This window comes from Brevundimonas sp. RM1, assembly GCF_052907225.1.
Window position 1 is genome coordinate 40,372 of the sequence record NZ_JBRERY010000007.1, and the last position, 22,711, is coordinate 63,082.

At 66.8% G+C, this 22,711-nt stretch carries 25 protein-coding genes; 11 read left to right on the forward strand and 14 right to left on the reverse strand.

What is annotated here, in order from left to right:
- Positions 1–14: 14 nt before the first annotated feature.
- On the forward strand, positions 15–221 hold the full coding sequence (locus ACU5AP_RS08670; protein ID WP_446681121.1) for a GDCCVxC domain-containing (seleno)protein: 207 nt from the start codon (positions 15–17) through the stop codon (positions 219–221).
- A gap of 80 nt (positions 222–301) precedes the next feature.
- Here ACU5AP_RS08670 and arsH read toward each other — a convergent pair whose 3' ends face one another.
- The 4 genes from arsH to ACU5AP_RS08690 are packed head-to-tail and all read right to left on the reverse strand — an operon-like array spanning position 302 to position 2,265.
- A complete protein-coding gene (gene arsH / locus ACU5AP_RS08675) occupies positions 302–1,048 on the reverse strand; it encodes an arsenical resistance protein ArsH (RefSeq protein WP_446681079.1) in 747 nt (248 codons plus the stop codon).
- The gene (locus ACU5AP_RS08680; protein ID WP_446681080.1) at positions 999–1,484 is read right to left on the reverse strand and encodes a GNAT family N-acetyltransferase; all 486 of its coding nucleotides are present in this window, start codon (positions 1,482–1,484) and stop codon (positions 999–1,001) included. The genes arsH and ACU5AP_RS08680 overlap by 50 nt, the downstream gene beginning before the upstream one ends.
- Before the next feature lie 16 nt (positions 1,485–1,500).
- A complete protein-coding gene (arsC, locus tag ACU5AP_RS08685) occupies positions 1,501–1,923 on the reverse strand; it encodes an arsenate reductase (glutaredoxin) (RefSeq protein WP_446681081.1) in 423 nt (140 codons plus the stop codon).
- Positions 1,924–1,929: 6 nt separating this feature from the next.
- Positions 1,930–2,265: an ArsR/SmtB family transcription factor gene (locus ACU5AP_RS08690; protein ID WP_446681082.1), complete on the reverse strand. Its 336-nt coding sequence runs from the start codon at positions 2,263–2,265 to the stop codon at positions 1,930–1,932.
- Positions 2,266–2,345: 80 nt separating this feature from the next.
- Here ACU5AP_RS08690 and ACU5AP_RS08695 point away from each other — a divergent pair, with 80 nt between their 5' ends.
- The 3 genes from ACU5AP_RS08695 to ACU5AP_RS08705 all read left to right on the forward strand — a co-directional run bounded on the left by ACU5AP_RS08695 (position 2,346) and on the right by ACU5AP_RS08705 (position 5,550).
- Positions 2,346–3,629, forward strand: coding sequence for an arsenic transporter (locus tag ACU5AP_RS08695; RefSeq protein ID WP_446681083.1), 1,284 nt, complete (start codon positions 2,346–2,348; stop codon positions 3,627–3,629).
- A 274-nt stretch (positions 3,630–3,903) separates the two neighbouring features.
- Positions 3,904–4,977, forward strand: coding sequence for a ParB/RepB/Spo0J family partition protein (locus ACU5AP_RS08700; RefSeq protein WP_446681084.1), 1,074 nt, complete (start codon positions 3,904–3,906; stop codon positions 4,975–4,977).
- Positions 4,978–5,085: 108 nt separating this feature from the next.
- Entirely contained in the window at positions 5,086–5,550 is a 465-nt protein-coding gene (locus tag ACU5AP_RS08705) for a MucR family transcriptional regulator (RefSeq protein WP_313522137.1), read from the forward strand.
- Positions 5,551–5,593: 43 nt separating this feature from the next.
- On the opposite strand, the gene ACU5AP_RS08710 is transcribed toward ACU5AP_RS08705, so the two are convergent.
- The 6 genes from ACU5AP_RS08710 to ACU5AP_RS08735 all read right to left on the reverse strand — a co-directional run bounded on the left by ACU5AP_RS08710 (position 5,594) and on the right by ACU5AP_RS08735 (position 14,147).
- A complete protein-coding gene (locus ACU5AP_RS08710) occupies positions 5,594–6,271 on the reverse strand; it encodes a hypothetical protein (protein ID WP_313522136.1) in 678 nt (225 codons plus the stop codon).
- A gap of 84 nt (positions 6,272–6,355) precedes the next feature.
- Complete coding sequence (locus ACU5AP_RS08715) at positions 6,356–6,844, reverse strand: helix-turn-helix domain-containing protein (protein WP_313522135.1); 489 nt, start codon at positions 6,842–6,844, stop codon at positions 6,356–6,358.
- 398 nt (positions 6,845–7,242) lie between these two features.
- Positions 7,243–9,654 carry an alpha/beta hydrolase family protein gene (locus tag ACU5AP_RS08720; protein WP_446681085.1) on the reverse strand — a complete coding sequence of 804 codons (2,412 nt, stop codon included), beginning with the start codon at positions 9,652–9,654 and terminating at the stop codon, positions 7,243–7,245.
- A gap of 7 nt (positions 9,655–9,661) precedes the next feature.
- Positions 9,662–12,604, reverse strand: a complete 2,943-nt coding sequence (locus tag ACU5AP_RS08725; RefSeq protein WP_446681086.1) for a TonB-dependent receptor — start codon at positions 12,602–12,604, stop codon at positions 9,662–9,664.
- Positions 12,605–12,667: 63 nt separating this feature from the next.
- Complete coding sequence (locus tag ACU5AP_RS08730; protein ID WP_446681087.1) at positions 12,668–13,678, reverse strand: FecR family protein; 1,011 nt, start codon at positions 13,676–13,678, stop codon at positions 12,668–12,670.
- Positions 13,659–14,147, reverse strand: a complete 489-nt coding sequence (locus ACU5AP_RS08735) for an RNA polymerase sigma factor (RefSeq protein WP_313520834.1) — start codon at positions 14,145–14,147, stop codon at positions 13,659–13,661. The genes ACU5AP_RS08730 and ACU5AP_RS08735 overlap by 20 nt, the downstream gene beginning before the upstream one ends.
- A gap of 83 nt (positions 14,148–14,230) precedes the next feature.
- On the opposite strand from ACU5AP_RS08735, the gene ACU5AP_RS08740 reads away from it, so the two are divergent.
- Together ACU5AP_RS08740 and ACU5AP_RS08745 are read left to right on the forward strand one after the other, a co-directional pair.
- Positions 14,231–14,452, forward strand: coding sequence for a helix-turn-helix domain-containing protein (locus ACU5AP_RS08740; RefSeq protein ID WP_313520836.1), 222 nt, complete (start codon positions 14,231–14,233; stop codon positions 14,450–14,452).
- A gap of 48 nt (positions 14,453–14,500) precedes the next feature.
- Positions 14,501–14,704 (forward strand): helix-turn-helix domain-containing protein, encoded by a 204-nt coding sequence (locus tag ACU5AP_RS08745; RefSeq protein ID WP_040344536.1) that lies wholly within the window; start codon positions 14,501–14,503, stop codon positions 14,702–14,704.
- Positions 14,705–14,809: 105 nt separating this feature from the next.
- On the opposite strand, the gene ACU5AP_RS08750 is transcribed toward ACU5AP_RS08745, so the two are convergent.
- Genes ACU5AP_RS08750 through lspA form a run of 4 tightly spaced genes read right to left on the reverse strand, consistent with a single transcriptional unit; the run spans position 14,810 to position 18,356 of the window.
- Entirely contained in the window at positions 14,810–16,747 is a 1,938-nt protein-coding gene (locus ACU5AP_RS08750; protein ID WP_446681088.1) for an FTR1 family protein, read from the reverse strand.
- A gap of 56 nt (positions 16,748–16,803) precedes the next feature.
- Positions 16,804–17,238, reverse strand: a complete 435-nt coding sequence (locus tag ACU5AP_RS08755; protein WP_446681089.1) for a MerR family transcriptional regulator — start codon at positions 17,236–17,238, stop codon at positions 16,804–16,806.
- A 54-nt stretch (positions 17,239–17,292) separates the two neighbouring features.
- The gene (locus tag ACU5AP_RS08760) at positions 17,293–17,835 is read right to left on the reverse strand and encodes an MAPEG family protein (protein WP_021696238.1); all 543 of its coding nucleotides are present in this window, start codon (positions 17,833–17,835) and stop codon (positions 17,293–17,295) included.
- The gene (gene lspA / locus ACU5AP_RS08765; RefSeq protein WP_313520841.1) at positions 17,835–18,356 is read right to left on the reverse strand and encodes a signal peptidase II; all 522 of its coding nucleotides are present in this window, start codon (positions 18,354–18,356) and stop codon (positions 17,835–17,837) included. The genes ACU5AP_RS08760 and lspA overlap by 1 nt, the downstream gene beginning before the upstream one ends.
- A 159-nt stretch (positions 18,357–18,515) precedes the next feature.
- Here lspA and ACU5AP_RS08770 point away from each other — a divergent pair, with 159 nt between their 5' ends.
- The 5 genes from ACU5AP_RS08770 to ACU5AP_RS08790 all read left to right on the forward strand — a co-directional run bounded on the left by ACU5AP_RS08770 (position 18,516) and on the right by ACU5AP_RS08790 (position 22,704).
- The gene (locus ACU5AP_RS08770) at positions 18,516–19,166 is read left to right on the forward strand and encodes a cation transporter (protein ID WP_021696236.1); all 651 of its coding nucleotides are present in this window, start codon (positions 18,516–18,518) and stop codon (positions 19,164–19,166) included.
- Positions 19,163–19,813 carry a class I SAM-dependent methyltransferase gene (locus tag ACU5AP_RS08775; RefSeq protein ID WP_446681090.1) on the forward strand — a complete coding sequence of 217 codons (651 nt, stop codon included), beginning with the start codon at positions 19,163–19,165 and terminating at the stop codon, positions 19,811–19,813. Before ACU5AP_RS08770 ends, ACU5AP_RS08775 begins: the two co-directional genes overlap by 4 nt.
- 68 nt (positions 19,814–19,881) lie before the next feature.
- Positions 19,882–20,211: a hypothetical protein gene (locus ACU5AP_RS08780; protein ID WP_446681091.1), complete on the forward strand. Its 330-nt coding sequence runs from the start codon at positions 19,882–19,884 to the stop codon at positions 20,209–20,211.
- Between the two features lie 48 nt (positions 20,212–20,259).
- Entirely contained in the window at positions 20,260–21,516 is a 1,257-nt protein-coding gene (locus ACU5AP_RS08785; RefSeq protein ID WP_446681092.1) for a TolC family protein, read from the forward strand.
- A gap of 186 nt (positions 21,517–21,702) precedes the next feature.
- Positions 21,703–22,704 carry an efflux RND transporter periplasmic adaptor subunit gene (locus ACU5AP_RS08790; RefSeq protein WP_446681093.1) on the forward strand — a complete coding sequence of 334 codons (1,002 nt, stop codon included), beginning with the start codon at positions 21,703–21,705 and terminating at the stop codon, positions 22,702–22,704.
- The last annotated feature ends 7 nt before the right edge of the window (positions 22,705–22,711 follow it).

The window sequence follows — 22,711 nt, forward strand, 5'->3', positions numbered from 1 at the left end:
CGTCAAATGATTCTATCCTGCTCCAGTCCACGCTGACCTGTCCGCATTGCGGCCATGTCGCGACCGAGACAATGCCCACGGACGCCTGCATCTGGTTCTACGACTGTCTCGGCTGCGGCGTGAAACTGAAGCCCCTGCCGGGCGACTGCTGCGTCTTCTGTTCCTATGCCGATGTGCCCTGTCCGCCGATCCAGGAGGATGGCAAGTGCTGCTGCGGCTAGCGTTCTAGCGGGATTTTTGGAGCATTCGCGTCGCCAAACTCACGCGGATGCGCTATTTCTTCGCTGGTCTTCAAACAGGCTCAGGCCGACCTGATCGCAATGGCGGACAAGTCGTTGGCCGCATCGATAGGCGTGGCTGAGGCCTTCCGTTCGGAGTAGCGGTCCACCAGTTGGTCGGCATGGGCGCGGGTCAGGACGGTGAAGCGCACCAGCTCCTCCATCACGTCCACGATGCGGTCGTAGTAGCTGGACGGCTTCATGCGGCCGTCGTCGTCGAACTCCATGAAGGCCTTGGCGACGCTGGACTGGTTCGGGATGGTGATCATCCGCATCCAGCGACCGAGAAGGCGCAGCGTGTTGACGGCGTTGAAGCTCTGGGAACCGCCGGAGACCTGCATGACCGCCAGGGTGCGCCCTTGGGTCGGGCGCATCCCGCCCATGTTCAGCGGCAGGTGGTCGATCTGCAGCTTCATGATCCCGGAAATCTGGCCGTGGCGCTCCGGGCTGCTCCAGACCATGCCTTCCGACCACAGGGCGTGTTCACGCAACTCGTGGACGGCGGGATGGTCATCGTAGTCGACCTGGTCGGTCAGCGGCAGGTCGGAGGGATCGAAGATGCGGGTCTCGCAGCCCATGAAGCGCAAAAGGCGCGCGGCCTCCTCGACGCACAGGCGGGAAAAGGACCGATCCCGCAGCGAGCCATAGAGCAGCAGGATACGCGGAGGATGATCGTTCGGGCCGAGGCCCAGCGCCGGTCGGTTGGGCAGGTAGGCCGGGTCAAGCGCGGGCAGATGGTCGGGATCGGGCAGGACGCGAAGGCGGGTCATTGGGTACGCAACTCCTTGAACATGAACGCCGCAGACGCCGGGCACAGGGTGCTGAATTGGCGCGAGGCGGCGATGGCGGGCGGGGCGGCCGAACGGGGAGGACGGCGTAGCCGTGCCTCTGAAAGAAGGCTGTCGCGGAGGTCGTGAGCAGGTAGAGAGCGCTCGCCTGCTGAGCAGCGGCTCGGGTTTCCAGCCAGGACAGGATCGCTGAGCCGTGGCCTTCACCGCGACCGTCGCCGACGACGGCGATGGAACGGATCAGAGTGTCTGCGCCGGTCTGCTCCAGCCCGCCGTAGCCGATCAGCCCGCCGTCGTCTTCGAAGCGGTAGAAGCGGCGGCCGGGTTCATGGAGGTCGTCCGTCGGCAGGCCGGCGGCTTCTAATCCAGCGACCAGGTCGGCGGTGGGCTCGGACAACTCCGCTGCGTTGAAGGTCATCAGCAGGCGCGCTCCTTTAGCGAACCCTTCGACCGTCTGCGTCGATGACGACCTCGCCGTCCTCCTTGATGAAGGGCTTGAGGTTGTCGGACGGCAGAAGGTCGAGAACGGTTTCGGACGGTCGGCACAGCTTCACCCCAAGCGGGGACACGACGATCGGTCGGTTCAGCAGAACCGGATGCGCCTCGATGGCGTCCAGAAGCTGGTCATCGGTCAGGTCGGGCGCGCCGAGGCCCAGTTCGGCGAAGGGCGTGCCCTTCTCTCGAAGAAGGCTACGCAAAGGCACGCCCATGCGCTCGACCAGGTTCAGGATCTTCACTCGGCTTGGCGGCGTCTTCAGATACTCGACGACATGAGGTTCGATGCCGAGGTGGCGGATCAGAGCCAGGGTGTTGCGCGAGGTCCCGCAGGCAGGGTTGTGATAGATGATGACGTCCATTGGGTCTCAGTCGCAGCAGGGGGCCAGTTGAGCCAGAAGGGGTTGGCAGAGGTCAGCGCGGCCTTCGCAGCAGTCCTTCAGAAGGAAGACAACGAGGGTGCTGATCCGGTCGAGGTCGGCCCGATAGATGATCGAGCGGCTCATTCTCTTCGACGTGATCAGGCCGGCGCGAGACAGGACGCCGAGGTGTGCAGACATGGTATTGGCCGGCACGGCCAGGGTATCGGCGATGTCGCCGGCGGCCATCCCGTCCGGCTCGTGCCGGACGAGAAGCCGAAAGGCGTCCAGACGTGTGGGCTGGGCAAGGGCGGCCAAGGCGAGAATGGCGTTTTCAGATTCCATTATTCCAAGATAGTGGAATTATAGATTGATGCAAGCTATGTCGGTGAAGCGGACGCCTGTCCGACCTGTGGAGCCGCCCTGTGAGCCTCGCCCTGTTGATTTTCGTCGTTACCATCACCTTGGTGATCTGGCAGCCAAAGGGGCTGCAGATCGGATGGAGCGCCTTGGGCGGGGCGGCCGTAGCCCTGCTGCTGGGCGTGGTGTCGCTGGGCGATATTCCGGTCGTCTGGAACATCGTCTGGAACGCGACGGCCACCTTCGTCGCCATCATCATCATCAGCCTGCTTCTCGACGAGGCGGGCTTTTTCGAATGGGCGGCGCTGCATGTCGGCCGCTGGGGCGGCGGTCATGGGCGGCGGCTGTTTGTCCTGTTCGTCCTTCTGGGCGCGGCTGTATCGGCCCTGTTCGCCAACGACGGCGCGGCCCTGATCCTGACGCCGATCGTCATCGCCATGCTGTTGGCTCTGGGATACGGGCCGAAGGCGACCCTGGCCTTCGTCATGGCGGCGGGCTTTATCGCCGACACCGCCAGCCTGCCCCTGATCGTGTCCAACCTGGTCAACATCGTCTCCGCCGACTTCTTCGACATCGGCTTTGCCGACTACGCGGCTGTCATGATCCCGGTGGATCTGGCCGCCATCGCCGCCACCCTTGTCGTCCTGCTGCTCTTCTTCGGACGCGACATACCGTCAGCCTATGAGGTCGATCGGTTGGCGTCGCCTTCGACAGCCATCAAGGACCCGGCGACCTTCTTCGCCGGCTGGATCGTCCTGGCCCTTCTGTTAGTCGGCTTCTTCGCGCTGGAGCCCATGGGTGTGCCCGTCTCCGCCGTCGCAGCGATCGGCGCCGTCCTTCTCCTGGCGGTCGCGGCACGCGGAAAGGCGATCAGCACGACCAAGGTGCTGCGCGAAGCTCCCTGGCAGGTCGTGATCTTCTCGCTCGGCATGTATCTGGTGGTTTACGGCCTTAGCAACGCGGGCCTGACGGATCACCTCGCAGGCCTGCTCGACCGTTTTGCTGACGGCGGCCTCTGGACGGCGTCCTTCGGCACGGGCTTCCTGATCGCCCTCCTGTCAGCCATCGCCAACAACATGCCCACCGTGCTTGTCGGCGCCCTGTCTATCGAAGCCTCTTCTGCGACCGGGGTCGTCAAGGAGGCCATGATCTACGCCAACGTCATCGGCAGCGACCTGGGGCCGAAGATGACGCCGATCGGCTCGCTGGCCACTCTCCTGTGGCTGCACGTCCTGGCCAAAAAGGGCGTCCGCATCAGCTGGGGCTATTACTTCAAGGTCGGGGTCGTACTGACCATCCCCGTTCTGACCGTGACCCTTGCGGCGCTCGCCCTGAGGCTGAGCCTGTGACGACGCCTGTCGAGACCGGCGGACAGGAAAAGGGCTAAGGGCTCCGCCCTCGCGCGGGCCAGGGTGGAGCGGCTTCGCCGCCGGATCGACCGGTCTCCCCGGCCTTCCGCGCCGGTCATTTCCAGCATTTCGGGCAAGGACGTCAGGCTTGTGCAGGCCGGGTGATCCCCCTCCGGTCGATCCGCCCTGGCCCTTGCTACCCCGGTCTCGCCGACGGGCAGGGTTGCAGGCGCGCCTTTCGCGTGCCTGCAACCCTTGCCCAAAGGAGGCAGACATGACTGCTCATGATGTTCAGATCGCCGCGACCGAGCCCCAGATTGGGGCGGTTCCCGAGCCCGCGCATGGCGCGGAGATCGTGGTCCCGCTGAACCGGCTTAAGGCGTCCCCGAGGAACGCCCGGAAGGTCAGGCATTCGGCGGCGGCTATCGAGGCGCTGGCGGCCTCGATCAGGGCCAAGGGCGTGCTTCAGGCGCCCGTGGTGGAGATCGAGCGGGACCGGGAGGGCGCAGCGACGGGGAACTACCTCGTGACCATCGGGGAGGGGCGGCGGCAGGCGCTGCGGATGCTGGTGAAGCGCAAGGCGATCAAGCGGACCCATCCGGTCAAGGTGGTGGTGGACACTCTGAACGACGCCCATGAGATCAGTCTCGACGAGAACATCACCCGCGAGGCCATGCATCCCGCCGACCAGTTCGAGGCCTTCCGCAAGCTGGCGGACGAGAAGGGCTACGGCCCGGAGGAGATTGGGGCGCGTTTCGGGGTGTCGGCTCATGTGGTGCGGCAACGTCTGCGGCTGGGCGCAGCGGCGGCGGAGCTGATGTCCGCCTATCGCGAGGGGACTATCGACCTGGACCTCCTGACCGCTTTCTGCGTCAGCGAGGATCAGGATCGGCAACGTCAGGTGCTGCAACAGATGGGGCCCTACACCTCCGTCTTCGCCATTCGGCGCGCCATGACCGAGGCCAAGGTCCGCGCCGACGACCGGCGCGTCGGTTTTGTGGGGCTGGTAACCTATGAGGCCGAGGGCGGGGCCGTGCTGCGGGACCTCTTCACCGAGGATGGCGGGGGCTGGCTGGAAGACCCGGCCCTGCTGGACCGGCTGGTCAGCGAGAAGCTGACGGTGCTGGCCGAGGACGCGCGCCAGCGCGAGGGCTGGAAATGGGCCGAGGCCTGCGCGGAGTTCGCGGACGTGGCCGACTTCGGGCGGGTCTATCCGGTCGCCATTGAACGGTCAGAGGCCGAGGCCGCAGAGATGACGGCCCTGTCGGAGGAATACGACCGGCTCATTTACCTGGAACTGATGATGCTGGCTCTGGTCGAGAGCTGGACCAAGGCCTGGCTGCGCTGAGAGCAGATTGAACGCCCTGGTTCCAGGCCTCAAGTATTGGCCTGTGGGCCTGTCAGACGGCGGCGTAACAGGATATCCAAAGCGTGACCTTTTATGTGGAGCGCTAACTTGGACGACGCCATGACGCCCGACCGGGATCTTCTCGACATGACCGCTGACATCGTCGCGGCCTTTGTGACCAACAACAAGATCGACGCCGCATCGCTTCCCGCCCTGATCACCTCAATCCATGCCGCCCTGGGTTCGACGGGTTCGGAGCCCGTGGAAGAGGTCGAACCAGTTCAACGGCTGACGGCTGCGCAAGCCCGCAAGCTCATCACGCCTGGCGGCATCATCAGCCTGATCACGCAGAAGCCGTTCAAATCGATGAAGCGCCACCTCTCGATTCACGGCCACACGCCGCAATCCTATCGCGAGGCATTTGGCCTTCCCGCCGATTTCCCGATGGTTCATCCTGACTACGCCAAGGCGCGTTCCGACCTCGCCAAGGCGATGGGGCTCGGCGCCGGTGGACGTCAGGCGGCCAAGCCGGCTCCCAAGGGCAAGTCGGGCCGTAAGCCGAAGGCCGGCTAATTAAATCGCGGCCGCGACTGCACGCAGGGTAATGTCTTGTCGGTCATGCCTCATCCTTTCCCGGGCGGGGCAGGATGAGGCGTTCCGATGGATGCACGTCGGGGAAGCGGTCGATCGTGTCGCGCCAGTCGTCCATCGCAGGTGACAGCCAACGCGTTATCTCGAGCATGGCCCGATGCAGCTTCGGCAGGTTCCAGTAGAGTATGGGTTCGTGGTGGGCGATCCGGTTCCTGAGCAGCCGAACCTGCGTCAGCCGGGTGGTGAAGTCCTTGCGCGCCAGAAAACGCCCATCGCGTGTCGCGATCCGGTGGAGGCTCCGCTTCCATAGATCGTCCTGCTCACGCCCGAACATGGAGGTCCAGAAGCTGAAGGTCAGGGCGGCGACAACTCGGCCATCTTCGATCGGCTTGCCTCCATCGGTCAGTTCCGCGATTGCCGTGCGCACCTGTTCAGCCTGGCGGTCGGTGACATGACCCGCTTCGGGCTGGAACCAGCCCGGGCCGTGGGTCTGGACCATGACGGTGTGGATGCGGTTGCGCAGCGCCACCTCCAGGGCCTGAAGGGGCACATAGAGAGCTTCGGAAACCCGGGTGTTCAGGGTGTAGAGGGCTACCGCGTGTTCGCGGTCACCCTCCGCCCACGTGACATAACGGGCGAAGCGTTCGAGGGAGAGCGCCGCCTCCACCGCATCTACGGTCGCCCTTGCAACGGGTTGGGTCATGGATTATCTCTACTCGCGTACACCCTGGGATCGCCTCTGCTGCAAAGCATGCCCCCGGGGTAAATCAATTTCAGCCTCAAGTTTCTACGGCTGCCGACGCCCCACCGGGGTGGTGACGCGGAGCCGGGCTGTTTCCCGTTCTTTACGCGCCTGGCTAAACTCCGGCTCCAGCTTGCGGACTCGATCGATCAGTCCGTCCAGGTGATAGAGGTTCGAGCCCCAGTCGCCGGCCGCAGTTTTGCGCATCTCTCGACGAACGAGACCAGCCTGTTCCAGCTGACGCATGTTGGTTTGGATCGTCTTGGGCTTCACGCCGATGCGTCGACCCAGCTCCGCCCTAGAGGGAAAGGGCGCCCGGCTCGGGTCGCGGTAGTAGTCCAGCAGTTGGACCAGGATGTTGAACTGCATTGGGGTCAGGCCGAGGCGTGATTGCGCCTGGATAAGGATCGACGGAATGCCAGCGTAGCCATTGGCAATGACAGCCTTGCCCCAAATCTTGTCCTGTGAAGCGACGGGCTTGGCAGGGGTGAGAGAGGGGAACGGCACGACGGTGGGTGACGGGGGCGTGGTCATGGGGAACTCCTTCCCGACCAACCTATGGATGCGCAGCCTGACGAACAAGGTTCTCGGGTTGGCCGGGTGGGGTGCCGTCATGACCTACCTGACTAGGTATGCTTACGATCATTACGCCAAATGCGATGCTTAACGTCACGCTACTTAAGCGGCAGGCTGGCGACCCAGGTAGGGAACAGCAAGACCAGACCAGTAGGGTGCCAGAAATACCTACCTCGTCGTCATAGGCGTCACGGGGCTCGGGCTGCTGTCGCGTTCAGGTTCGGCAGCTGGTTATGCGGAAGGGGAGAAAAGCGGGTGGTTGATGAGGTTGGCCGCTAACCGCCCAGGCTCAAGCGAAGGGGGCAAGAGTCCGGGCGGCCTCGGTCAGGTCGTAGACAGAACTCTCAATGGTCCCGTCATTTCGACGAGCCTGCGGGTGGAGCCTCCCGCTTCAGAACCTCGTCCAACCATGTCCACGCAGTCTCATAGTAGTCGCGAATATTGGCCGGACTGGAAAGGACGTGTCCTTCGCCCCTGTAGGTGACGAGGACGACATCCTTCTGCTGTCGGTAGAGGGCTGAGAACAGTTCCTCGGCCTGACCTGGCGGCACATAGTCCCGGTCGGCCGTGAATAGCAGGACGGGCGCTGAGATGCGGCCGGCGGCTAGCGCGGGACTGTTGCGCACATAGCGGTCGGCATCCGCGAAGGGCGGAGACCCGAGCCCGCCTTGGCCCGTCTCGACCCAGCCCGCTCGAGATCGAACCGGGAGTCCGTCCTCCGGCGAAAGGGACGGCTTTAGGGAAAACTGGCCCCAGGCGCTGAGCAGATTATAGGGGCCGTTCGCTGCGATGACGGCGGAGAAGCGGTCCGACTGGGTCGCGGCGGCAACGGCCGCAAAGGCGCCGAAGCTGTGCCCCCAAAGAACGATCCGGTCTGGATCGAAAACTTCCAGAGACGCTGCGGCGTCAACAGCGGCGAGGATGTCGTCCGCCATGCCGATGGCGGGTTCGCCTCGTCTGTCTGGTCTGGGAAGACTTGGGATCAGTACAGCATAGCCGGCCGCCGTCATCAGTTGAACATTGGAGGTCAAGCCGTCTTCCGGCGAGGTTGGCCGGTATGCGGGCTCGCCAGGATAGGGAATGACGATCAGGGCGGGCTTGTGCTCTCCCGTCTTGAGCGGACGATAAAGCCAACTCACGAGGGGGCTGCCGTCCGAAGCCTGGTGGGTCACCGCCTCCGCAGGCGCGAAGGCGATCTCGGAGAGCCGATTATTTAATTGGATCATCGGCGGTTCGCCATCCAGGGCTAGCGCCAAGCCGTTGCGTTCATCCCGGGTCGCGCTGACGACGCGCCGTTCTGCCGCGGCCAGTATCCGGGAAGACCTCTTCATCTTGACGCCGAGCATGGCGCCCGTGGCCATATCGACCCGCCACATCTCTTCGCCATCGCCGGTCAGCGTCCAGTCCCGTCGTGGCGGGCTATTGAAGGAGAAACGCTGCCCCTGGCTGACCAGGGCCGATGTGACGCTCGGCCGGGTGCGGACCGCCCTTCCCAAGCGTTCTGCGTGACCACTTTGATCGACGGACCAGGCCTCGGCGCCGGATTGCACCACAAGGCGGCGCGCGGAAACCGCGACAAGGGAAACGGAAGGCGAGGTCAGATCGGCGGTGAGCACCTGCGGGCCAGCATCGGAAAAGGCGACCCAGTCTCGCCGTTCGCCGTTCTGAGCGTAGAGGATCGGAGTTTCGCCAAGCCAGTCGGCGCTGACGACCTCGGTACGTAATCCCGTCTCGATCCGCGCGGGTTTGAAGCCGCCGAGCCTCGTCGGGGTGGCGGTTTTCCGTTTCGGATCGATCTGCATCAATCTGCCGTCCGACCAAGCCTCGCCGTCCTGCCTCGCCCAGACCAGAAGGCGATCGCCGGAGGGCGACCAGGCCAGGAGCAGGGGTGATATGTCCTGTCCCGGCAGGGGCTCCCAGGTCTCGCCGCTTTCAAGATCGGCGAGGGTGAGTTCACGCCTCTCCGAGAAGTCCCCCTGAAGGAAGGGGATATCTGGATCGAACGGACGGTCCCCTGAGAACCTCACGGCGGCGGCAAAGCCTCCGCCAGGCGCGATTTCCAGATCGTGGAAACGGCCTGACGCCAGGGTCCGTTGGTGTCCGTTATTTGCGGACACCAGCACCAAGCGGGAGTCCGCCGGTTTGGGGTTCAGGCCCAGAAATGCGCCGCCGCCGATCAGGGTGCGGCCGGGCTCCAGCCCCTCGCGGGTCGACCGCCATAGCTGGTTCATTCGATCCTGGACGTGAAAGCCCTGCCGTAGCATCGGAGGGAGATCGCTGTCGGCGCGCTGGATCATGACAAGGTCGTCGCCGTCGCGCCATTGGGCCGCCCGCCCCCACATGGCGCTTTCGGGAGTGCCGGAAAGCCAATGGACCTCGCCGGTGACCGTGTCGGCGATTCCGGCCGTGAAGGTCCGGTCCCGGAGACGGTAGATCAGCAGTCTGCGGTCGTCGGGCGACCAGGCGCCGATGACATGGCCCTTGCCCTCGACCTCAGGCAAGAGCGGGCGTGGTGCGGTGTGACCGTCGGATGGCGCGATCAGAATTTGGGAGCGCAGCACCAGGTCCAGGGCGTCATATTCATAAGGGCCGGCGCCGAGTGTTGGACCGATACGCTCGAAAGCGACCGTCGTCTCCAGGGGCGACAGCGAGACCTGCCCGAACTGTTCGATACGAAGCATGTCTTCAAGGGTGAAGGGTGCGGCGAGAGCCGGTCCCGATCCGCAGATCAGGACCGCGCTCGCGGCGGCGAGCACTGTGCGAAGCATGACGGACCTACCAGCGCTTGGTCAGTTGCAGCGCGAAGGTCCGGCCCAGGGGATCGGCCTGCCCGGCGTCGAAGCCTATGCCGGTTATGGCGTCATAGAAGGGCGGGTCCGCATCGAAGACGTTCCGCACCGAGGCTGTCAGGCTGAGCCCTTCGCCCCATGAACCAGAGGGCGTCCATCCGACCTGCATGTCCGTCGTCGTCCATGAGCCGATCCGGGACTCCAGGAGGTCGCGATAGCCGCCGACATGGTTCACCGCCACCCGGAGTGAAACATCGTCCCGCATCCATCGCCCGGAGACAGTGCCGCGCAGGTCGACGGGGAAGCCGTAGGTATCGACGACATCGACGGTCGGCGCGGTGGAAGTGATCCGACGCTTGTAGTCGGTCATGTAGGAGGCCGTCGCTTCCAGGGTGAGTTCGCCGCCGGCCAGGTCCAGATCGTAGGCGGCGTAGCCGTCGAGGCCGCGCACCTCCACCGACGAAGTGTTCAGCCAGCGCGCGTCGACGATGACGCCAAAGGCGTCCGCAGGGAGAACCCCCGGCAGAAGGAAGTCCGGACTATTGATCAGGGCATCCACGGCCGCCCGATCGGCGGCCGAGTTGCGGTCGATTCTGCGCACAAAGGGCGCGAGATTGGGATCCAGCAGGACTTGAGTGAGATTGTCGCGTGCGGGGCTTCCGATCTGATCGGAGAAGACGATGTCGAACCAGGTGGCGCCGATCCGGAAGGGGCTGTCCTTGGGCCGATAGTCGAAGCCGAAAGTGAAGGTGTCCGCCGTTTCGGGTTTGAGGTCCGGATTTCCGCCGCCTTCGAACAGGGCGACCTGCTGACCGACCGTGTCGGCGACGAAGGTCGCGGAAATGTAGCGGCGTTGCGCCAGTTCGGTCATCGCTGGTGCGCGAAAGGACGTCCCCCAGTTGGCGCGGACCTTGAGGTCATCGACCGGGGTCCACATCAGACCGATCTTGGGATTGGCGGTGGAGCCTATGTCGTCATAGTCCTCCAGGCGGCCTGCGAGGGAGAGTTCGAGTTTTTGCACGCCGGGGATGGCGTTGTTTGGACCGACGAGCGGCGCGCGAACCTCGATGAAGGCGGCGGCGACTTTGCGGTCCTTGTCGGGTGATCGAGTGGAGAGCGGGGTGAGGCCGGAGGTGAAGGTGACGCCGCTGTTCTTCAACGCCTCCGTTCGGAACTGGGCGCCGACCGCGACCTTCAAGTCGCCCGCGGGCAGCTTGAACGCGGTGCCCTGGGCGATGAGGTTGGCGGAGGCGACCTCGCTTTCGTCAGTGTAGCGGTTCGAGCCGCTGGAGATGAAATCCAGGACCGCACGTGAGTTGGCCGCGCCGGAGCCAAAGAGGTTGAGATAGCCGTCGCGCGGCGCGGAGAAGGCGGTCGCCGGATTGTCTGCGGTGTTTCCTAGAGCCTCCTGCAGGAAGGTGGACTGAATCATGCCGCGACTCCCGTCGACGGTCCGCTCGGAGCCATAGGTCAGAAAGGCTTCGGCCTCCCAGTCGGCGGGGAGGAAGACCCGCGCGCCGAGGGTGGCGCCGAGACTTCTAGCCCGGCCGGAGCGTCGCAAGGTCCCCAGGTCTTCACCAAAGGAATAGGCGATGCTGTGCGACGTCGCGCCGGTCGGAGACACGAAGTGGGGATTGGCCGTCGTGACCGTCGCGATGGTGGTCGGGGTGGTGCTCTCAGTCTCGAACTCGCGCTGGCTAAGGCGGAGATCACCTGTGAACTCAAGATGTGCGCCGACCTGCTGTCGGGCGAAGAGATAGGCCGCGTGGCGATCAAACTCCGGAATGAGAGCAGCCCCCGCACGGGTATTGTCGGAGTTCTGCTGGCCGGCAGCGAAATCAGCCGGTGATCTGGCTACGCCGTCCGCGCCGGGGCGGATGGCGTGCGTGACCACATAGCTGCTGCTGGCGTTGTCAAAGCGGACGATATTGCCGGGGACTCCGTAGTAGGTCCGGTGGTCCGTGCCGCCGAAGGGTCTGAGGTCGCCGGTCGAGGTATAGGGGCGATCCATGGTGCTCAGCGCGTTCTGACGCTCGAACTCGTAGGACAGAAGCGCCTGGCCGGTGGACCATGTCCGGCCGATGGTGTGGGCGGCGATGACGGACTCTCCGCCGCCTTTCGAAGCGCCGATACGCAGGCGGCTTTCCTGGCCGTCGAAGTCCCGCCGCAGGATGATATTGACCACGCCGCCGACGGCGTCGGCGCCATAAAGGGCGGAGGCGCCGTCGAGCAGCACGTCCACGCGTTCGACGGCGGCGGTTGGAACAGCCGAGACGTCCGCAAAGTCACCCCGGCCGCCGGCGCCGGCCATACGGCGGCCGTTGACCAGCACCAGTGTGGAGTCCGGCCCGAGACCGCGCAGGTTCACGCCGGTAGCCAAGCCCGAATTGCTCTGCATCGGATCCGAACCGACCAGGGCCGTCGTCGGGGTGCCGCTGCCGGCATAGTTCTGGGGCAGGGCGGAGAGGGCGTCCGCGACAGTGGCGCGGCCGGTCCGGTCAAGATCGTCCCGCCGGATCACCGTGACCGGGGAGGGGGTGTCGCCAGGACCGCGCAGCAGAGTGCCGGTGACGACGACGTCGTCTACGGCCACGGCCTCCGCGAGTTCATCCCTGGACCCGCGCTGAAGAACCCAGGCGCCGTTGGACGACTGAACAGCGACGAGACCGGAGCCGACGAGAAGTTGGCTGAGCGCGGCGTCGGCGGTCATTCGCCCGCTGAGGCCCGGCGTCCGACGGCCTGCGACCTGGTCCGAGGTGAACATCAGCTGGCGGCCGGCCTGACTGGCGTAGGCGTTGAGCGCCGCTGCCAGAGAACCGGCGGGAATGGAGAAGTTGATCTGGGCCGGCGTCTGAGGCTGGGCGTGCGCGGCGCCCGATATGGCCAGGGCGGCGACACCGGCGAATAGGCTGAAACGGTAGGCGGTCATTGTGTTCTCCCCCACGACGCAATGGCGCGTCGGGGGAGAGACGGTTGAGGTGGGGTCAGACCCTCACCCTTGCTCATCATTCCTTGAGCTGACCAAACGAACCTGCCCGTCAGCCTCTCTGATCGCTTTCAGATTGAACAGGTGCGCCGTGGCCGAAACAAAGGCCGTCCGGTCTCCGCTGCGGAAGACTCCGTTGATCGGCGTGTTTGCCGCGGCGGGCGCTTCAAGAACAATGGGGGCGGCCAGGTAGCGGTTCACCTCGGCGACGGCCTCGGCCAGAGGCGTGTCCACGAAGGTCAGTTCTCCGGTGGTCCAACTCGTCGCCGTTTCGGCGTTCACGGTTGAGACCTTGGCTTTGCCTGCTCTGATGGCTGACTGCTGGTTGGGCTGCAGCCTTTGAGGAGTTCCCGGCGCGGCAGCCTGCGCCACATCGACGGCGCCCGATACAAGAACGACCCGGGTCTCCAATCCGACGCGACGCACTTCGAAGACAGTCCCCACCGCCGTCACGGACGCGTCTGTCGTCGAAACCACGAACGGGCGGGCCGGGTTGTGCGCGACTTCGAAGAGGGCCTGGCCTTCGGCAAGCTCGATGCGACGTTCCCCCGCGGTGAAGCGGACCCGCATCTTTGACGCGGTGTCCAGGCGGACACGCGACCCGTCGGCCAGTTGCAGGACCCGCTGCTCGCCGATGCCTGTTACGTAGGTGTCGCGGCCCTGCCAGAAGAAGACGCCTGCCGCGAGCGAGGCGGCCAGAGCCGCAGTCAGGCCGACTGCGCCGATCTGTTTGGCGCCGAAGCGTCTAGGACGTCGACGCTGCGCCTGCACGAGCGCGGCCTGGATGTCAGGATCGTCCGCCATTTCGCCTGTACGGGACCAAAGCTGTTCCGCACGTCGATAAGCTTCGGCGTTTGCCGGGTCTTCGCGCCACTTGGCGAACGCCTGGATTGTGTCCAGCGAAATGGTGCGCGTGCCCAGCCGCGCAATCCAATCGGCCGCCTCGTCGTCGGCGACCGTTCGTGTCTGTACCTCAGCCGGCATCGAAGCCCCTGGACTAGCGTCGGAGTTGAGCATCGACCTGTTTCAGAGCCCGCGAAATGCGGCGCTCCACGGTCTTCACCGACACCTCTAGTCGTGAAGCGATCTGCTCGTTTGTCAAACTTCCGAAGCGACTGAGCATGAAAATATCTCGCTCGGGTTGCGGAAGCTTGAGGACCAATTGCTTCAGGAGGACGGCTTCGGTCTGGGAGGCGGTATCGTTGAAGGCGAGAGTCGTCTCGGCGTGCAGGCGTTGTCTTTGCGAGCGGCGGCCTTCCTCAGCCACGAGGTTGGTGGCGATCCGGAGGAGGAGGGACTTGGGGTAACGGACCTCGCCTCGGGCCTGATACGGCGCGATGCGGAGGTAGGTCTCCTGGACAACGTCCTCGGGGCTCTCGACGCCAAGCTGGCGGAGGCGGGCTGAGAGCCAGCGGGCATGCCGAAGGTACAGGTCTCTTAGACCTGATGTGTTGCTTCTATGCCTGATCGCGGCCTGATCAGTCATCAGTCCCTCAATGACACGTTCAGGAGGCAAAATGACACGATTAGGGGACAGATTAAAGAGTCCGGTGGCGCTCAATTGTCTGGATGTCCCTCGTCGCCCTATTGGGCAGAAATATAAGGCGTCATCGAAACGCCCTAGGCATTTCTCAGGAAGAGCTCGCGTTCCGTGCTGACATGAAGCGGAGCTATGTGAGCGGCATTGAGCTCGGCAGTCGAAAACCAAGCGTTGAAGCTTTAGAGCGGCTTGCGATCGCTTTGGGGGTTGATCCACGCATTCTGCTCGAGCCGGATCGCCACTGCAATTGACACGTCTGGTGGGCAGCCAAGTTCGAGCTCGGCCGGTCTCCTGTGCCCATGGACGTCGTAGCCCTTCTAGGCCGCAACGTGCGTGTTCTAAGGACAGCTGCAGACCTCTCGCAGGAGGAACTGGCCTTCCGGGCTGGTATGAAGCGAAGTTATCTCAGCGATCTCGAGCGCGGCACGAGAAATCCTAGCGTCAGGGCGCTAGGACGCATTGCTGCTGCGCTAGGGGTGCCGCCGAGCCGGCTTCTGGAATAGCGCTGCCGGGCGCATGGCCGGATATCCTGATTTGCAGGAGTTCTTTAGCCAGCGCTACGCGCGCTTGTGACTCATAGCAAGGGTTTGGAGCGTCCGCTCTGGGCCCTATGTGCCTGCATCTGGGCGAGCTGCCTTGGGTACCGAGGTTCGAGCGAACCCGATCACGAGAATGGCGATCGTGACCAGTTGGACGGCCACTCCCTCGACCGTCGGATAGAGGCCGAGGATTTCGATGCGGGGGACCCAGGCGAGCGGATGGACATCGAGCCAGCCGGCCTCCTGTAGCGCCGCCACCCCCTTGCCGATGAGCACGACCGACAGAATGGCCATCAGGATTGAGCTCAAGGAGAAGAACCTGCCGATCGGCAGGCGCTTGCTGTAGGCCAGCATGGCCCAGGCCACCACGGCCAGGATCGCCACCGCTGTCAGGGCGCCAGCCAGCATGCCCGCATGGCCCCCTTGGGTCCAGATCGCCGCATAGAACAGGATGGTCTCGAACACCTCCCGGTAGACCACCACGAAGACCAGCAGGAACAGGAACCAAGCTGAACCCTTCGAGAGCGCCTTGGAGAGCTTGTCGCGTATATAGGCCTGCCAGGCGTCGGCATGCGACTTGCCGTGCATCCAGATGCCGACGGAGACGAGCACGACCGCCGCCAGAAGCGAGCCAAACCCCTCGGTGAGCTCCCGGCTGGCGCCGCTGATGGAGATGAAGAAGGTGGCGGCCGCCCAGGTGGCCCCGCCGGCGACCAGCGCGGCGATCCAGCCGCCGTGGACGTAGCGCAACACCTCCGGCCGTTCGGCCTTCCTGAGGAGGGCGATCATCGCCACCACGATCAGCAGGGCTTCCAGACCTTCGCGGAGCAGGATGGTGAAGGCACCGAGGAAGCTGGCGAGATTGTCCGCCTCCTGGGGCGCAAGGGCGCGTTCGGCCGTGTCCAGCAAGGCGTTCGCGCGGGAGACCCGGTCCTCGACCTCCTGGACGGGCGCGCCTCGGCTGATCGAGACGCGCAGGTCGGTCATGGCCGTCTCGACCCGACGCAGCAACGCGCCGTCGCGGGCGCCGAGCGCCGGCTCCAGCGGCTCGAAGCCGTCTAGATAGGCCGACAGGGCCAGGTCGGTGGCGGTCTTGCGGTCGCCCCGGCGATAGGCGGCCTCGCTCTCCGCCAAGCGCGTCCGGGCCAGGGTCAAGGTCGATCCCTGCGGGCGGGCGGCCGCCTCCGGGTGGCGGCGCAGATAGGCGGTGACCGCCCGCGCCTTGGTCTCGCCGATCCGGCTCGCCAACTCCGCCGGCGTGGCCTGGGTGACGGCGGCCAGATCGGGATAGGCGGCGCGGATCGTGGGATCGCCCTTCCAGAGGCGCTCGCCTTCGGCGGCCTCGGCGTCGGTGAAGGCGAAGCGGCCCACGTAGAAGGCTAGGGCCCAGCGGTCCTCGGCCGGCAGATGGGCGAAGCTGGCCATGGCCGTGCCCTCCAGGCCCTGATCGATCACCTGATAGAGGCCGAACACGCTGCGCTGACGGGCGCGCTCCACGTCGGCGAAGGCGATCGCGGGCGGGTCGAGTCCCTCGGCGCCGGGACCGTCGGCCTGGCCGGTGGCGCCATGGCACACCGCGCATTGTTCCGCATAGAGCGTCGCGCCCCGGCTCAGATCGGGCGGGAACGATGGGGCGAGCGGGCTCGGATAGGCCGTGAGCACCGCGCCGGCCAAGGCCTTGGCCTGGTCGCCGACGACGCGCGGGTCCGCCTTGTTCCGAATGGCGGCCTGCAGGGTCTCGGCGTCCCGGACCAAGCCGGCCTTGGCCGGGTTGGCCGGCAGGGCGTCCAGACGGGTCCGGATCTGGCTGCTGAACTCGATCATCTCGCCGTATTCGGCCGGGTTGACGACCTCGCCGTTGGCCACCGCGCCGGCGTAGTCGACCGCCACATAGTCCAGCAGCCGCCAGGCGACCTGGGCCTCTGAAGTGGACGGCGACTGGGCCAAGGCCGGGCTGGCCAATCCCATGGCGAACAGCAGGGCGAGCAGGCGGAGCAGAGGACGCATGGGAAACCTAGTTGTGAGCGGCTCGCATTAGCATTCGGACCGCGAGACTGTCGCGCTTAAAGCGACGCCGAATGATCGTGCAGGGCTTCGATCACCTTGCAGGCGGAGACCCGGCCGCCCGCGCATTCGGCCGTCATCCGCGAGAGCTCGCCCTTCAGGACCCTGAGCTGGGCGATCTTCTGCTTCACCTCGGCCAGGTGGCGTTCGGCGATGACGTTCGCCTCGGCGCACGGGCGGTCCGGGTGATCGGACAGATCCAGCAGGGAGCGGATCGAGACCAGATCGAACCCCAGCTGGCGGGCATGCCGGATGAACGACAGTCGGCGCTCCGCTGCGTCGTCATACATGCGCCGGTCGCTGGCGGTGCGCGGCGGCGCGGGAAGGAGGCCGATCTCCTCATAGAAGCGGATGGTCGGGACCTTGACCCCGGTGGCGGCCGCCAGCTTGCCGATGGGGCGCAGGCCCGACGAAGCGGAAGAGAGCAGGGTCATCGCGTCATCCCGGATTGGAGAGCTGAAGGCCGAAGAGCGTCGGGGCAGGAGGGATCATCGGCCCAGCCCGATAAGGACAATGGCGATGCCGAAGGCGCCGATCGTGGAGGCGCCGGTGAGGGCCATGCCGAAGGCGCGCGCGGCCGCGCCCCGGGCGTAACCGAGGGCGAAGAACACCCGGCCGACCAGATAGAGCGCAACCAGCACCGGCAGCAGGATCATCTCCTCCCCGCGCAGCACGGTGGCCAGAACCAGGTGGGCGCCGACCGCCAGGACCGTCTGTTCGAGAGAATTTTGAAGCACGGCGGCCGGCACGGCGAGCCTGGAGCTAGGCGCCGCATAGGCGGAGCCCGGCCGGTCGGCCTCGGAGCGGAACCGGATGCTGGCGACGACCCTCACGCAGCCCGCAAGCCACAGGAGGATCAACAGGTCCGTCCTGAGCGCATAGGCAAATCGATCGGCTGTCGTCAGGTCCGCCGCGGCGCCCAGAAGCGAAGGCGGCAGCCAGAGCCAGGCCGCGACCACGGCAGCGACGGTTATGGCGACCGCCAGCGCGGACCGGATGGCGATCGCCGTCTGTTCGGCGGACAACGTCATCAGGACGCGCGCTTCAGGTTCGCCGACGCCGCCGGGGCCTTCGGTTCCCGGGCGGCCAGCAACAGCAACCCTACGCCGCAGACGATGGCTGCATCGGCCAAGTTGAAGGTTGGCCAGTGCGCCTCGCCCCAATGGAGGTCGATAAAATCGGTCACCGCGCCGAAGCGCAGGCGATCTATCAGGTTTCCGGCCGCTCCGCCGACGACGAGGCTAGCGGCCGCCCCCGTCATGGCGCTTCGTGTCCGCCAGATCCACGCCAGCAACGCCCCGATGATCAGGATCGTCACGCCGCTCAACACCCAGCGCCCCATCGGGCCGGAGTCGGCAAACAAGCCAAAGGTGACGCCGGGATTAAAGCCGAGCCGAAGAGCCAGGAAGGGCGTGAGATCGATCGCGGTCTCAAGGCCGCTGCGGGCGAGCGTCTTGGCGACCTGATCCAGGCCCGCGACCGTCGCGGCCAGCCCGAACGCCGTCGCCTGAAGCCGGCCGGGGCCGCGCCGCGTAGGGAGCACTGTGATCATGAGGTCTCCTGTGAATCTCCTGCCTTTATGAGCCCTCTAGCCACTAGAGGATCAAGGCGTGTTTTCCGGCATGGCCGTCCTTTCGCCAAGCGATGCATTTTTCATCTTGATCCTCGAGCGACTGGAGGATGCATCCTCAACGGTGACAGGTGGAGATCCATGACCGAACGTCCCTTATCCTCTGAACCGGCGGCTTCCGGCTGCGGCTGCGGCACGGCCGTGAAGTTCGACGGCGCCACCCCGGCGTACCGCCGCATCCTGATGGCGGTGATCGCCATCAACGGCGCCGCCTTCCTGGCCATCGCCGGCGGCGCGGCCCTGCAGGGCTCGGCCTCCTTGGGCGCCAATGCGCTCGACTTCCTGGCCGACGCGGCCACCTACGGCATCAGCCTGGCCGTGATCGGACGCTCGGTCGCCGTGCGATCCGGGGCGGCCATGGTCAAGGGCACCAGTCTCGCGGCGCTGGCGCTGTTCATCCTCGCCTATGCGGTCTGGCGGGCCACCTCCGGGGCGCCCCCCGAAGGCTTCGTCATCACCGGACTGGGTGCCCTCGGCTTCGTCGCCAACGCCCTGGCCGCGCTCCTGCTGGTCCGTCATCGCGAGGGCGACGCCAATGTCCGCTCGGTCTGGCTATGCACGCGCAACGACCTGATCCAGAGCTTGGTGGTTGCAGCCACAGGTCTGGCGGTGTGGCTGACCGCCTCCCGCTGGCCCGACCTGATCGCGGGCGCGATCCTGGCGGTGGTCTTCCTGCACTCCGCCTGGTCGATCCTGAAACAGTCGCGCGATGAACTGAAGGCCGCGGCGTGACCGCCAGCTTCACCCCCGCGCTCGGCCATGCGGCTCTGAGCGGCCTCTATGATCCGGCGATTGCCCTGCTGACGCGCGAACGGTTGTGGCGCGCACGGCTGCTTGATGAGGTCGCTCCGTCTCCCGGCGAGACGATCACCGACCTCGGCTGCGGGACCGGCTCCCTCGCGCTCGCCATGGCCCGCCGGGCCCCGGAGGCCCGGATCATCGGTCTGGACCCGGATGCCGACATCCTGGCGCGCGCGGCGGCGAAGGCCGACCGCGAAGGTGGGACCGTCCGTTTCGTCCAGGGCTTCGCGCGCGACGCCGCCACGCTTCTGGGCGAGGGCCTCGCCAACAAGGTCGTCTCGAGCCTGGTCTTCCATCAACTGCCCATGGCGGAGAAGCGGGCGGGTCTGGCCGCGAGCCGACGGGCGCTCAGGCTGGGCGGAACACTGCATGTCGCCGACTATGGCCGGCAGACGGGCGTGATGCGCCTTCTGTTCCGCCTGGTGCAGTTGCTGGACGGCTACGAAAACACCCAGCCGAACGCCGACGGCGTCCTGCCGACGCTGATGGCCGAGGTCGGTTTCGGGCAGGTTCGGGAGATCGACCTCATCCCGACCGCGACCGGATCCATCTCTCTCTACCGGGCGGTGCGACGATGAGGCGATTGATGTCGCGGCGAGCCGTGATATGGGACGGCATGGGATTCCCTTCGGCCAGGCAGGGTTGGATGGCGGCGCTGCTTGCGTCGTTCCTGGCCCTGTTCGTCCTGGTCTCCGCCGTCGACGCCGCCGCCTGCGCGCCCGAAGGTGGAAGCTCGCAAGGCGTGGCGGCATCGGGCCTGGTCGTCGTGTCAGACGCGGGCCACGGTAAAGGTGAGGGCGCGGCGGATCCTGTCGCCTGCGCCCACGGTCACTGCCATCACAGCGGCGTCACGGTTCCGCCCGCTGTCAACGACATGAAGTCCGCGGCTCTCGATCGCGCGCCCCTGGCACCGTCGCTCGACCAAGCGCCGGCCTCCCGCAGCCCCGCCGGACCCAAGCGCCCGCCCAGAGCCTGACGTGACCGCGCTTGCGCGCCTTCACGTCAACCTTCTGGGACATGAGACATGCCATCCCCTATTCGCCGCCTGCCGCCCCTGGCGATCGGCTGCGCTCTGGTCGCGCTGACCACCGTACTGCCCCGCCCCGCTTGGGCCGACCCCGCGCCATCGTTCCAGACCCTGCTCGAGCGGATCGGGGCCAGCCCGTCCGCAGCTGAAGCCGACGCCCTCCTCGAGGCGGCGGAGGCCCGGGTGCGTCAGGCCCGCGTGCGGCCCAATCCGACCGCGGCCCTGGAAGCGGAGAATGCGTTCGGCAGCGGCCCCTTCTCCGGCTACGACAACGCCGAGACCACGCTCTCACTCACGCAGGACCTCGAACTATGGGGCCGTCGCGGCGCCCGGGTCGAGGTGGCGCGGGCGGAGGCCGGAACGGCCGCGCTGCGTCGCGATCAGGCGGTCGTCGACGCCGCCGGACGGCTGGCGCTCGTCTATGCTGAAGCCGAGGCCGCCGAGCGGCGCTTCGCCTTGGCCGAGGAGGCGCTCGGCCTGACCATCGCGGACGCCCGCGCGGCCCTCGTGCTCGTGGAGGAGGGGCGCGAGCCCCTGCTGCGCGGCATCCAGGCCGAGAGCGAGGCGGCGGCCGCCCGCGCCACCCGGGACGAGGCGCAGGCGGAACGCGACGCGGCCTTCGCCCGCCTGACGGCGGTCGCCATGTTGCCCACGCCGGCGACGTCGATCGCCGACAGCCTGCTGGACGATGCGCCGCTGCGGACGCCCCTCGAAGCCGCCCCGGGGGCGCCGGCGGTGCGCGTCGCCGAGGCCGAACGCGAGGCGGCCAAGCGGCGGATCGCCGTCGAGCGGGTGCGCGCGCGGCCGGATGTCAGCGCCAGCGTCGGCGTCCGGCGATACGAAGCCGAGGACGCCACGGCCCTAACCTTCGGCATCAGCATGCCGCTGCCGCTGTTCGATCGGAACCGGGGCAATATCGACGCCGCACAGGCGGAGTTCCGCGCCGCGGACGCGCGTCTGGCCGGAGCCCGGCAGGACGCGGAGGCCGACCGCCAGGCGGCCGTCGCCCGGCTCAACGCGTCGGTGAGCCGCGTCTCGGCGGCCGACGCCGGGGTGACCGCGTCGCAGGAAGCCTATCGTCTGTCCCGGATCGGCTTCGAGGCCGGGCGCATCTCGCAACTGGAGCTGCGCGGAACCCGCGCCGCCCTGATCACCGCCCGCAACGCCGCCGTCGACGCCCGCCTGGCGCGCGTCCGCGCCGAAATCGATCTCGCGCGCCTGCACGGCCGCGCGCCCTTTGGAGGGGCCCAATAATGCGCAAGCTGCAAGCCAACAGAACTGCTCATCGGCGCCGCCGCCGCCCTCGTCCTGCTCGGAGGCGGCGGGCTGTTCCTGGCCCTCAATGGCTCTGACGCGCCGCCGGCGGCGGAGGGGGAGGCCGCTCAAGCGGAAGAAGAGGGGCAGGCGGAAGGCGAGGGAGCCGAGGCCCCCGCAGGCGTCGTGCCGCTCACCGCCGATCAGATCCGCGCCGCCGGCATCGGCGTCGTCAGCGTCGGCGGCGGCGGCGGATCCGAGACGCGGCTGGCCGGACGCGTCGAGCCCATGGTCGACGCGCGCGCCGCCGTGGCCGCCTCGGTGGGCGGCCGGGTCGAGCGCGTGCAGGTCGCGCCCGGGCAGTCCGTGCGCGCCGGTCAGGCCCTCGCCACACTGGTCAGCGGCGACGCTGCGACCTTCCGCGCCGATGCGGACGCGGCGGCGGCGCAGGCCGAGGCCGCGCGGCAGGCCTATCAGCGCGATCGCAACCTCGCCGACCAAGGCGTGGTGGCCCGGCAGGAGGTCGAAGCCTCCCGCGCCCAATCTCTCAGCGCCGAGGCGGCGGCGCGCGCCGCCCGCGCGCGGGCCGCGGCGGCCGGATCGCCGAACGCATCGGGACGGCTGAGCGTGGCTAGCCCGATCTCGGGCGTGATCACCTCGGTGCAGGTCGGTCCCGGGGGCTTCGTGCCGCAGGGCGGCGTGGTCGCCGAGGTGACCAATCCCGCCCGGATCGAGCTGGTCTTCAATGCGCCGCCGGCCTTGGCCGTCCAGGTCCGCGCGGGATCCCGCATGAAAGCGACAGGACCCAACGGGGAGTTCGACGCCGTCGTCACCGGCGTGGCGCCGGGCGCCGGCGCCGACAGCGGGGCCACGATCATTCGCGCCCGGCCTGTGGGCGCGTCGCTGCCGCCGGCGGGGTCCGCCGTCACCGGCGCCATCGTCACCGGTGAACCCACTACCGGCGGTCTGACGGTCCCCAGCGAAGCCGTGCAGACCATCGAAGGCGCGACGGTGGTGTTCGTCCAGGTCCAGGGCGACTTCCGGGCCGTCCCGGTGCTGGCCGGGCGTCAGGCCGGAGGCCGAACGGAGATCCTGCGCGGTCTGGACGGAGACGAACGCATCGCCGCCGCCAACGCCTTCCTGCTGAAAGCCGAGTTCGCCAAGGGCGAAGCCGGCGACGACGACTGAGGCGCGG

What these genes read in the sequence shown, in the direction of transcription:
- arsH (WP_446681079.1), bottom strand. Translation starts at nt 1,048, where the DNA reads ATGACCCGCCTTCGCGTCCTGCCCGATCCCGACCATCTGCCCGCGCTT.
- ACU5AP_RS08680 (WP_446681080.1), bottom strand. Translation starts at nt 1,484, where the DNA reads ATGACCTTCAACGCAGCGGAGTTGTCCGAGCCCACCGCCGACCTGGTC.
- arsC (WP_446681081.1), bottom strand. Translation starts at nt 1,923, where the DNA reads ATGGACGTCATCATCTATCACAACCCTGCCTGCGGGACCTCGCGCAAC.
- ACU5AP_RS08690 (WP_446681082.1), bottom strand. Translation starts at nt 2,265, where the DNA reads ATGGAATCTGAAAACGCCATTCTCGCCTTGGCCGCCCTTGCCCAGCCC.
- ACU5AP_RS08700 (WP_446681084.1), top strand. Translation starts at nt 3,904, where the DNA reads ATGACTGCTCATGATGTTCAGATCGCCGCGACCGAGCCCCAGATTGGG.
- ACU5AP_RS08710 (WP_313522136.1), bottom strand. Translation starts at nt 6,271, where the DNA reads ATGACCCAACCCGTTGCAAGGGCGACCGTAGATGCGGTGGAGGCGGCG.
- ACU5AP_RS08715 (WP_313522135.1), bottom strand. Translation starts at nt 6,844, where the DNA reads ATGACCACGCCCCCGTCACCCACCGTCGTGCCGTTCCCCTCTCTCACC.
- ACU5AP_RS08720 (WP_446681085.1), bottom strand. Translation starts at nt 9,654, where the DNA reads ATGCTTCGCACAGTGCTCGCCGCCGCGAGCGCGGTCCTGATCTGCGGA.
- ACU5AP_RS08725 (WP_446681086.1), bottom strand. Translation starts at nt 12,604, where the DNA reads ATGACCGCCTACCGTTTCAGCCTATTCGCCGGTGTCGCCGCCCTGGCC.
- ACU5AP_RS08730 (WP_446681087.1), bottom strand. Translation starts at nt 13,678, where the DNA reads ATGCTCAACTCCGACGCTAGTCCAGGGGCTTCGATGCCGGCTGAGGTA.
- ACU5AP_RS08735 (WP_313520834.1), bottom strand. Translation starts at nt 14,147, where the DNA reads ATGACTGATCAGGCCGCGATCAGGCATAGAAGCAACACATCAGGTCTA.
- ACU5AP_RS08740 (WP_313520836.1), top strand. Translation starts at nt 14,231, where the DNA reads ATGTCCCTCGTCGCCCTATTGGGCAGAAATATAAGGCGTCATCGAAAC.
- ACU5AP_RS08745 (WP_040344536.1), top strand. Translation starts at nt 14,501, where the DNA reads ATGGACGTCGTAGCCCTTCTAGGCCGCAACGTGCGTGTTCTAAGGACA.
- ACU5AP_RS08750 (WP_446681088.1), bottom strand. Translation starts at nt 16,747, where the DNA reads ATGCGTCCTCTGCTCCGCCTGCTCGCCCTGCTGTTCGCCATGGGATTG.
- ACU5AP_RS08755 (WP_446681089.1), bottom strand. Translation starts at nt 17,238, where the DNA reads ATGACCCTGCTCTCTTCCGCTTCGTCGGGCCTGCGCCCCATCGGCAAG.
- ACU5AP_RS08760 (WP_021696238.1), bottom strand. Translation starts at nt 17,835, where the DNA reads ATGACGTTGTCCGCCGAACAGACGGCGATCGCCATCCGGTCCGCGCTG.
- lspA (WP_313520841.1), bottom strand. Translation starts at nt 18,356, where the DNA reads ATGATCACAGTGCTCCCTACGCGGCGCGGCCCCGGCCGGCTTCAGGCG.
- ACU5AP_RS08770 (WP_021696236.1), top strand. Translation starts at nt 18,516, where the DNA reads ATGACCGAACGTCCCTTATCCTCTGAACCGGCGGCTTCCGGCTGCGGC.
- ACU5AP_RS08780 (WP_446681091.1), top strand. Translation starts at nt 19,882, where the DNA reads ATGGCGGCGCTGCTTGCGTCGTTCCTGGCCCTGTTCGTCCTGGTCTCC.
- ACU5AP_RS08785 (WP_446681092.1), top strand. Translation starts at nt 20,260, where the DNA reads ATGCCATCCCCTATTCGCCGCCTGCCGCCCCTGGCGATCGGCTGCGCT.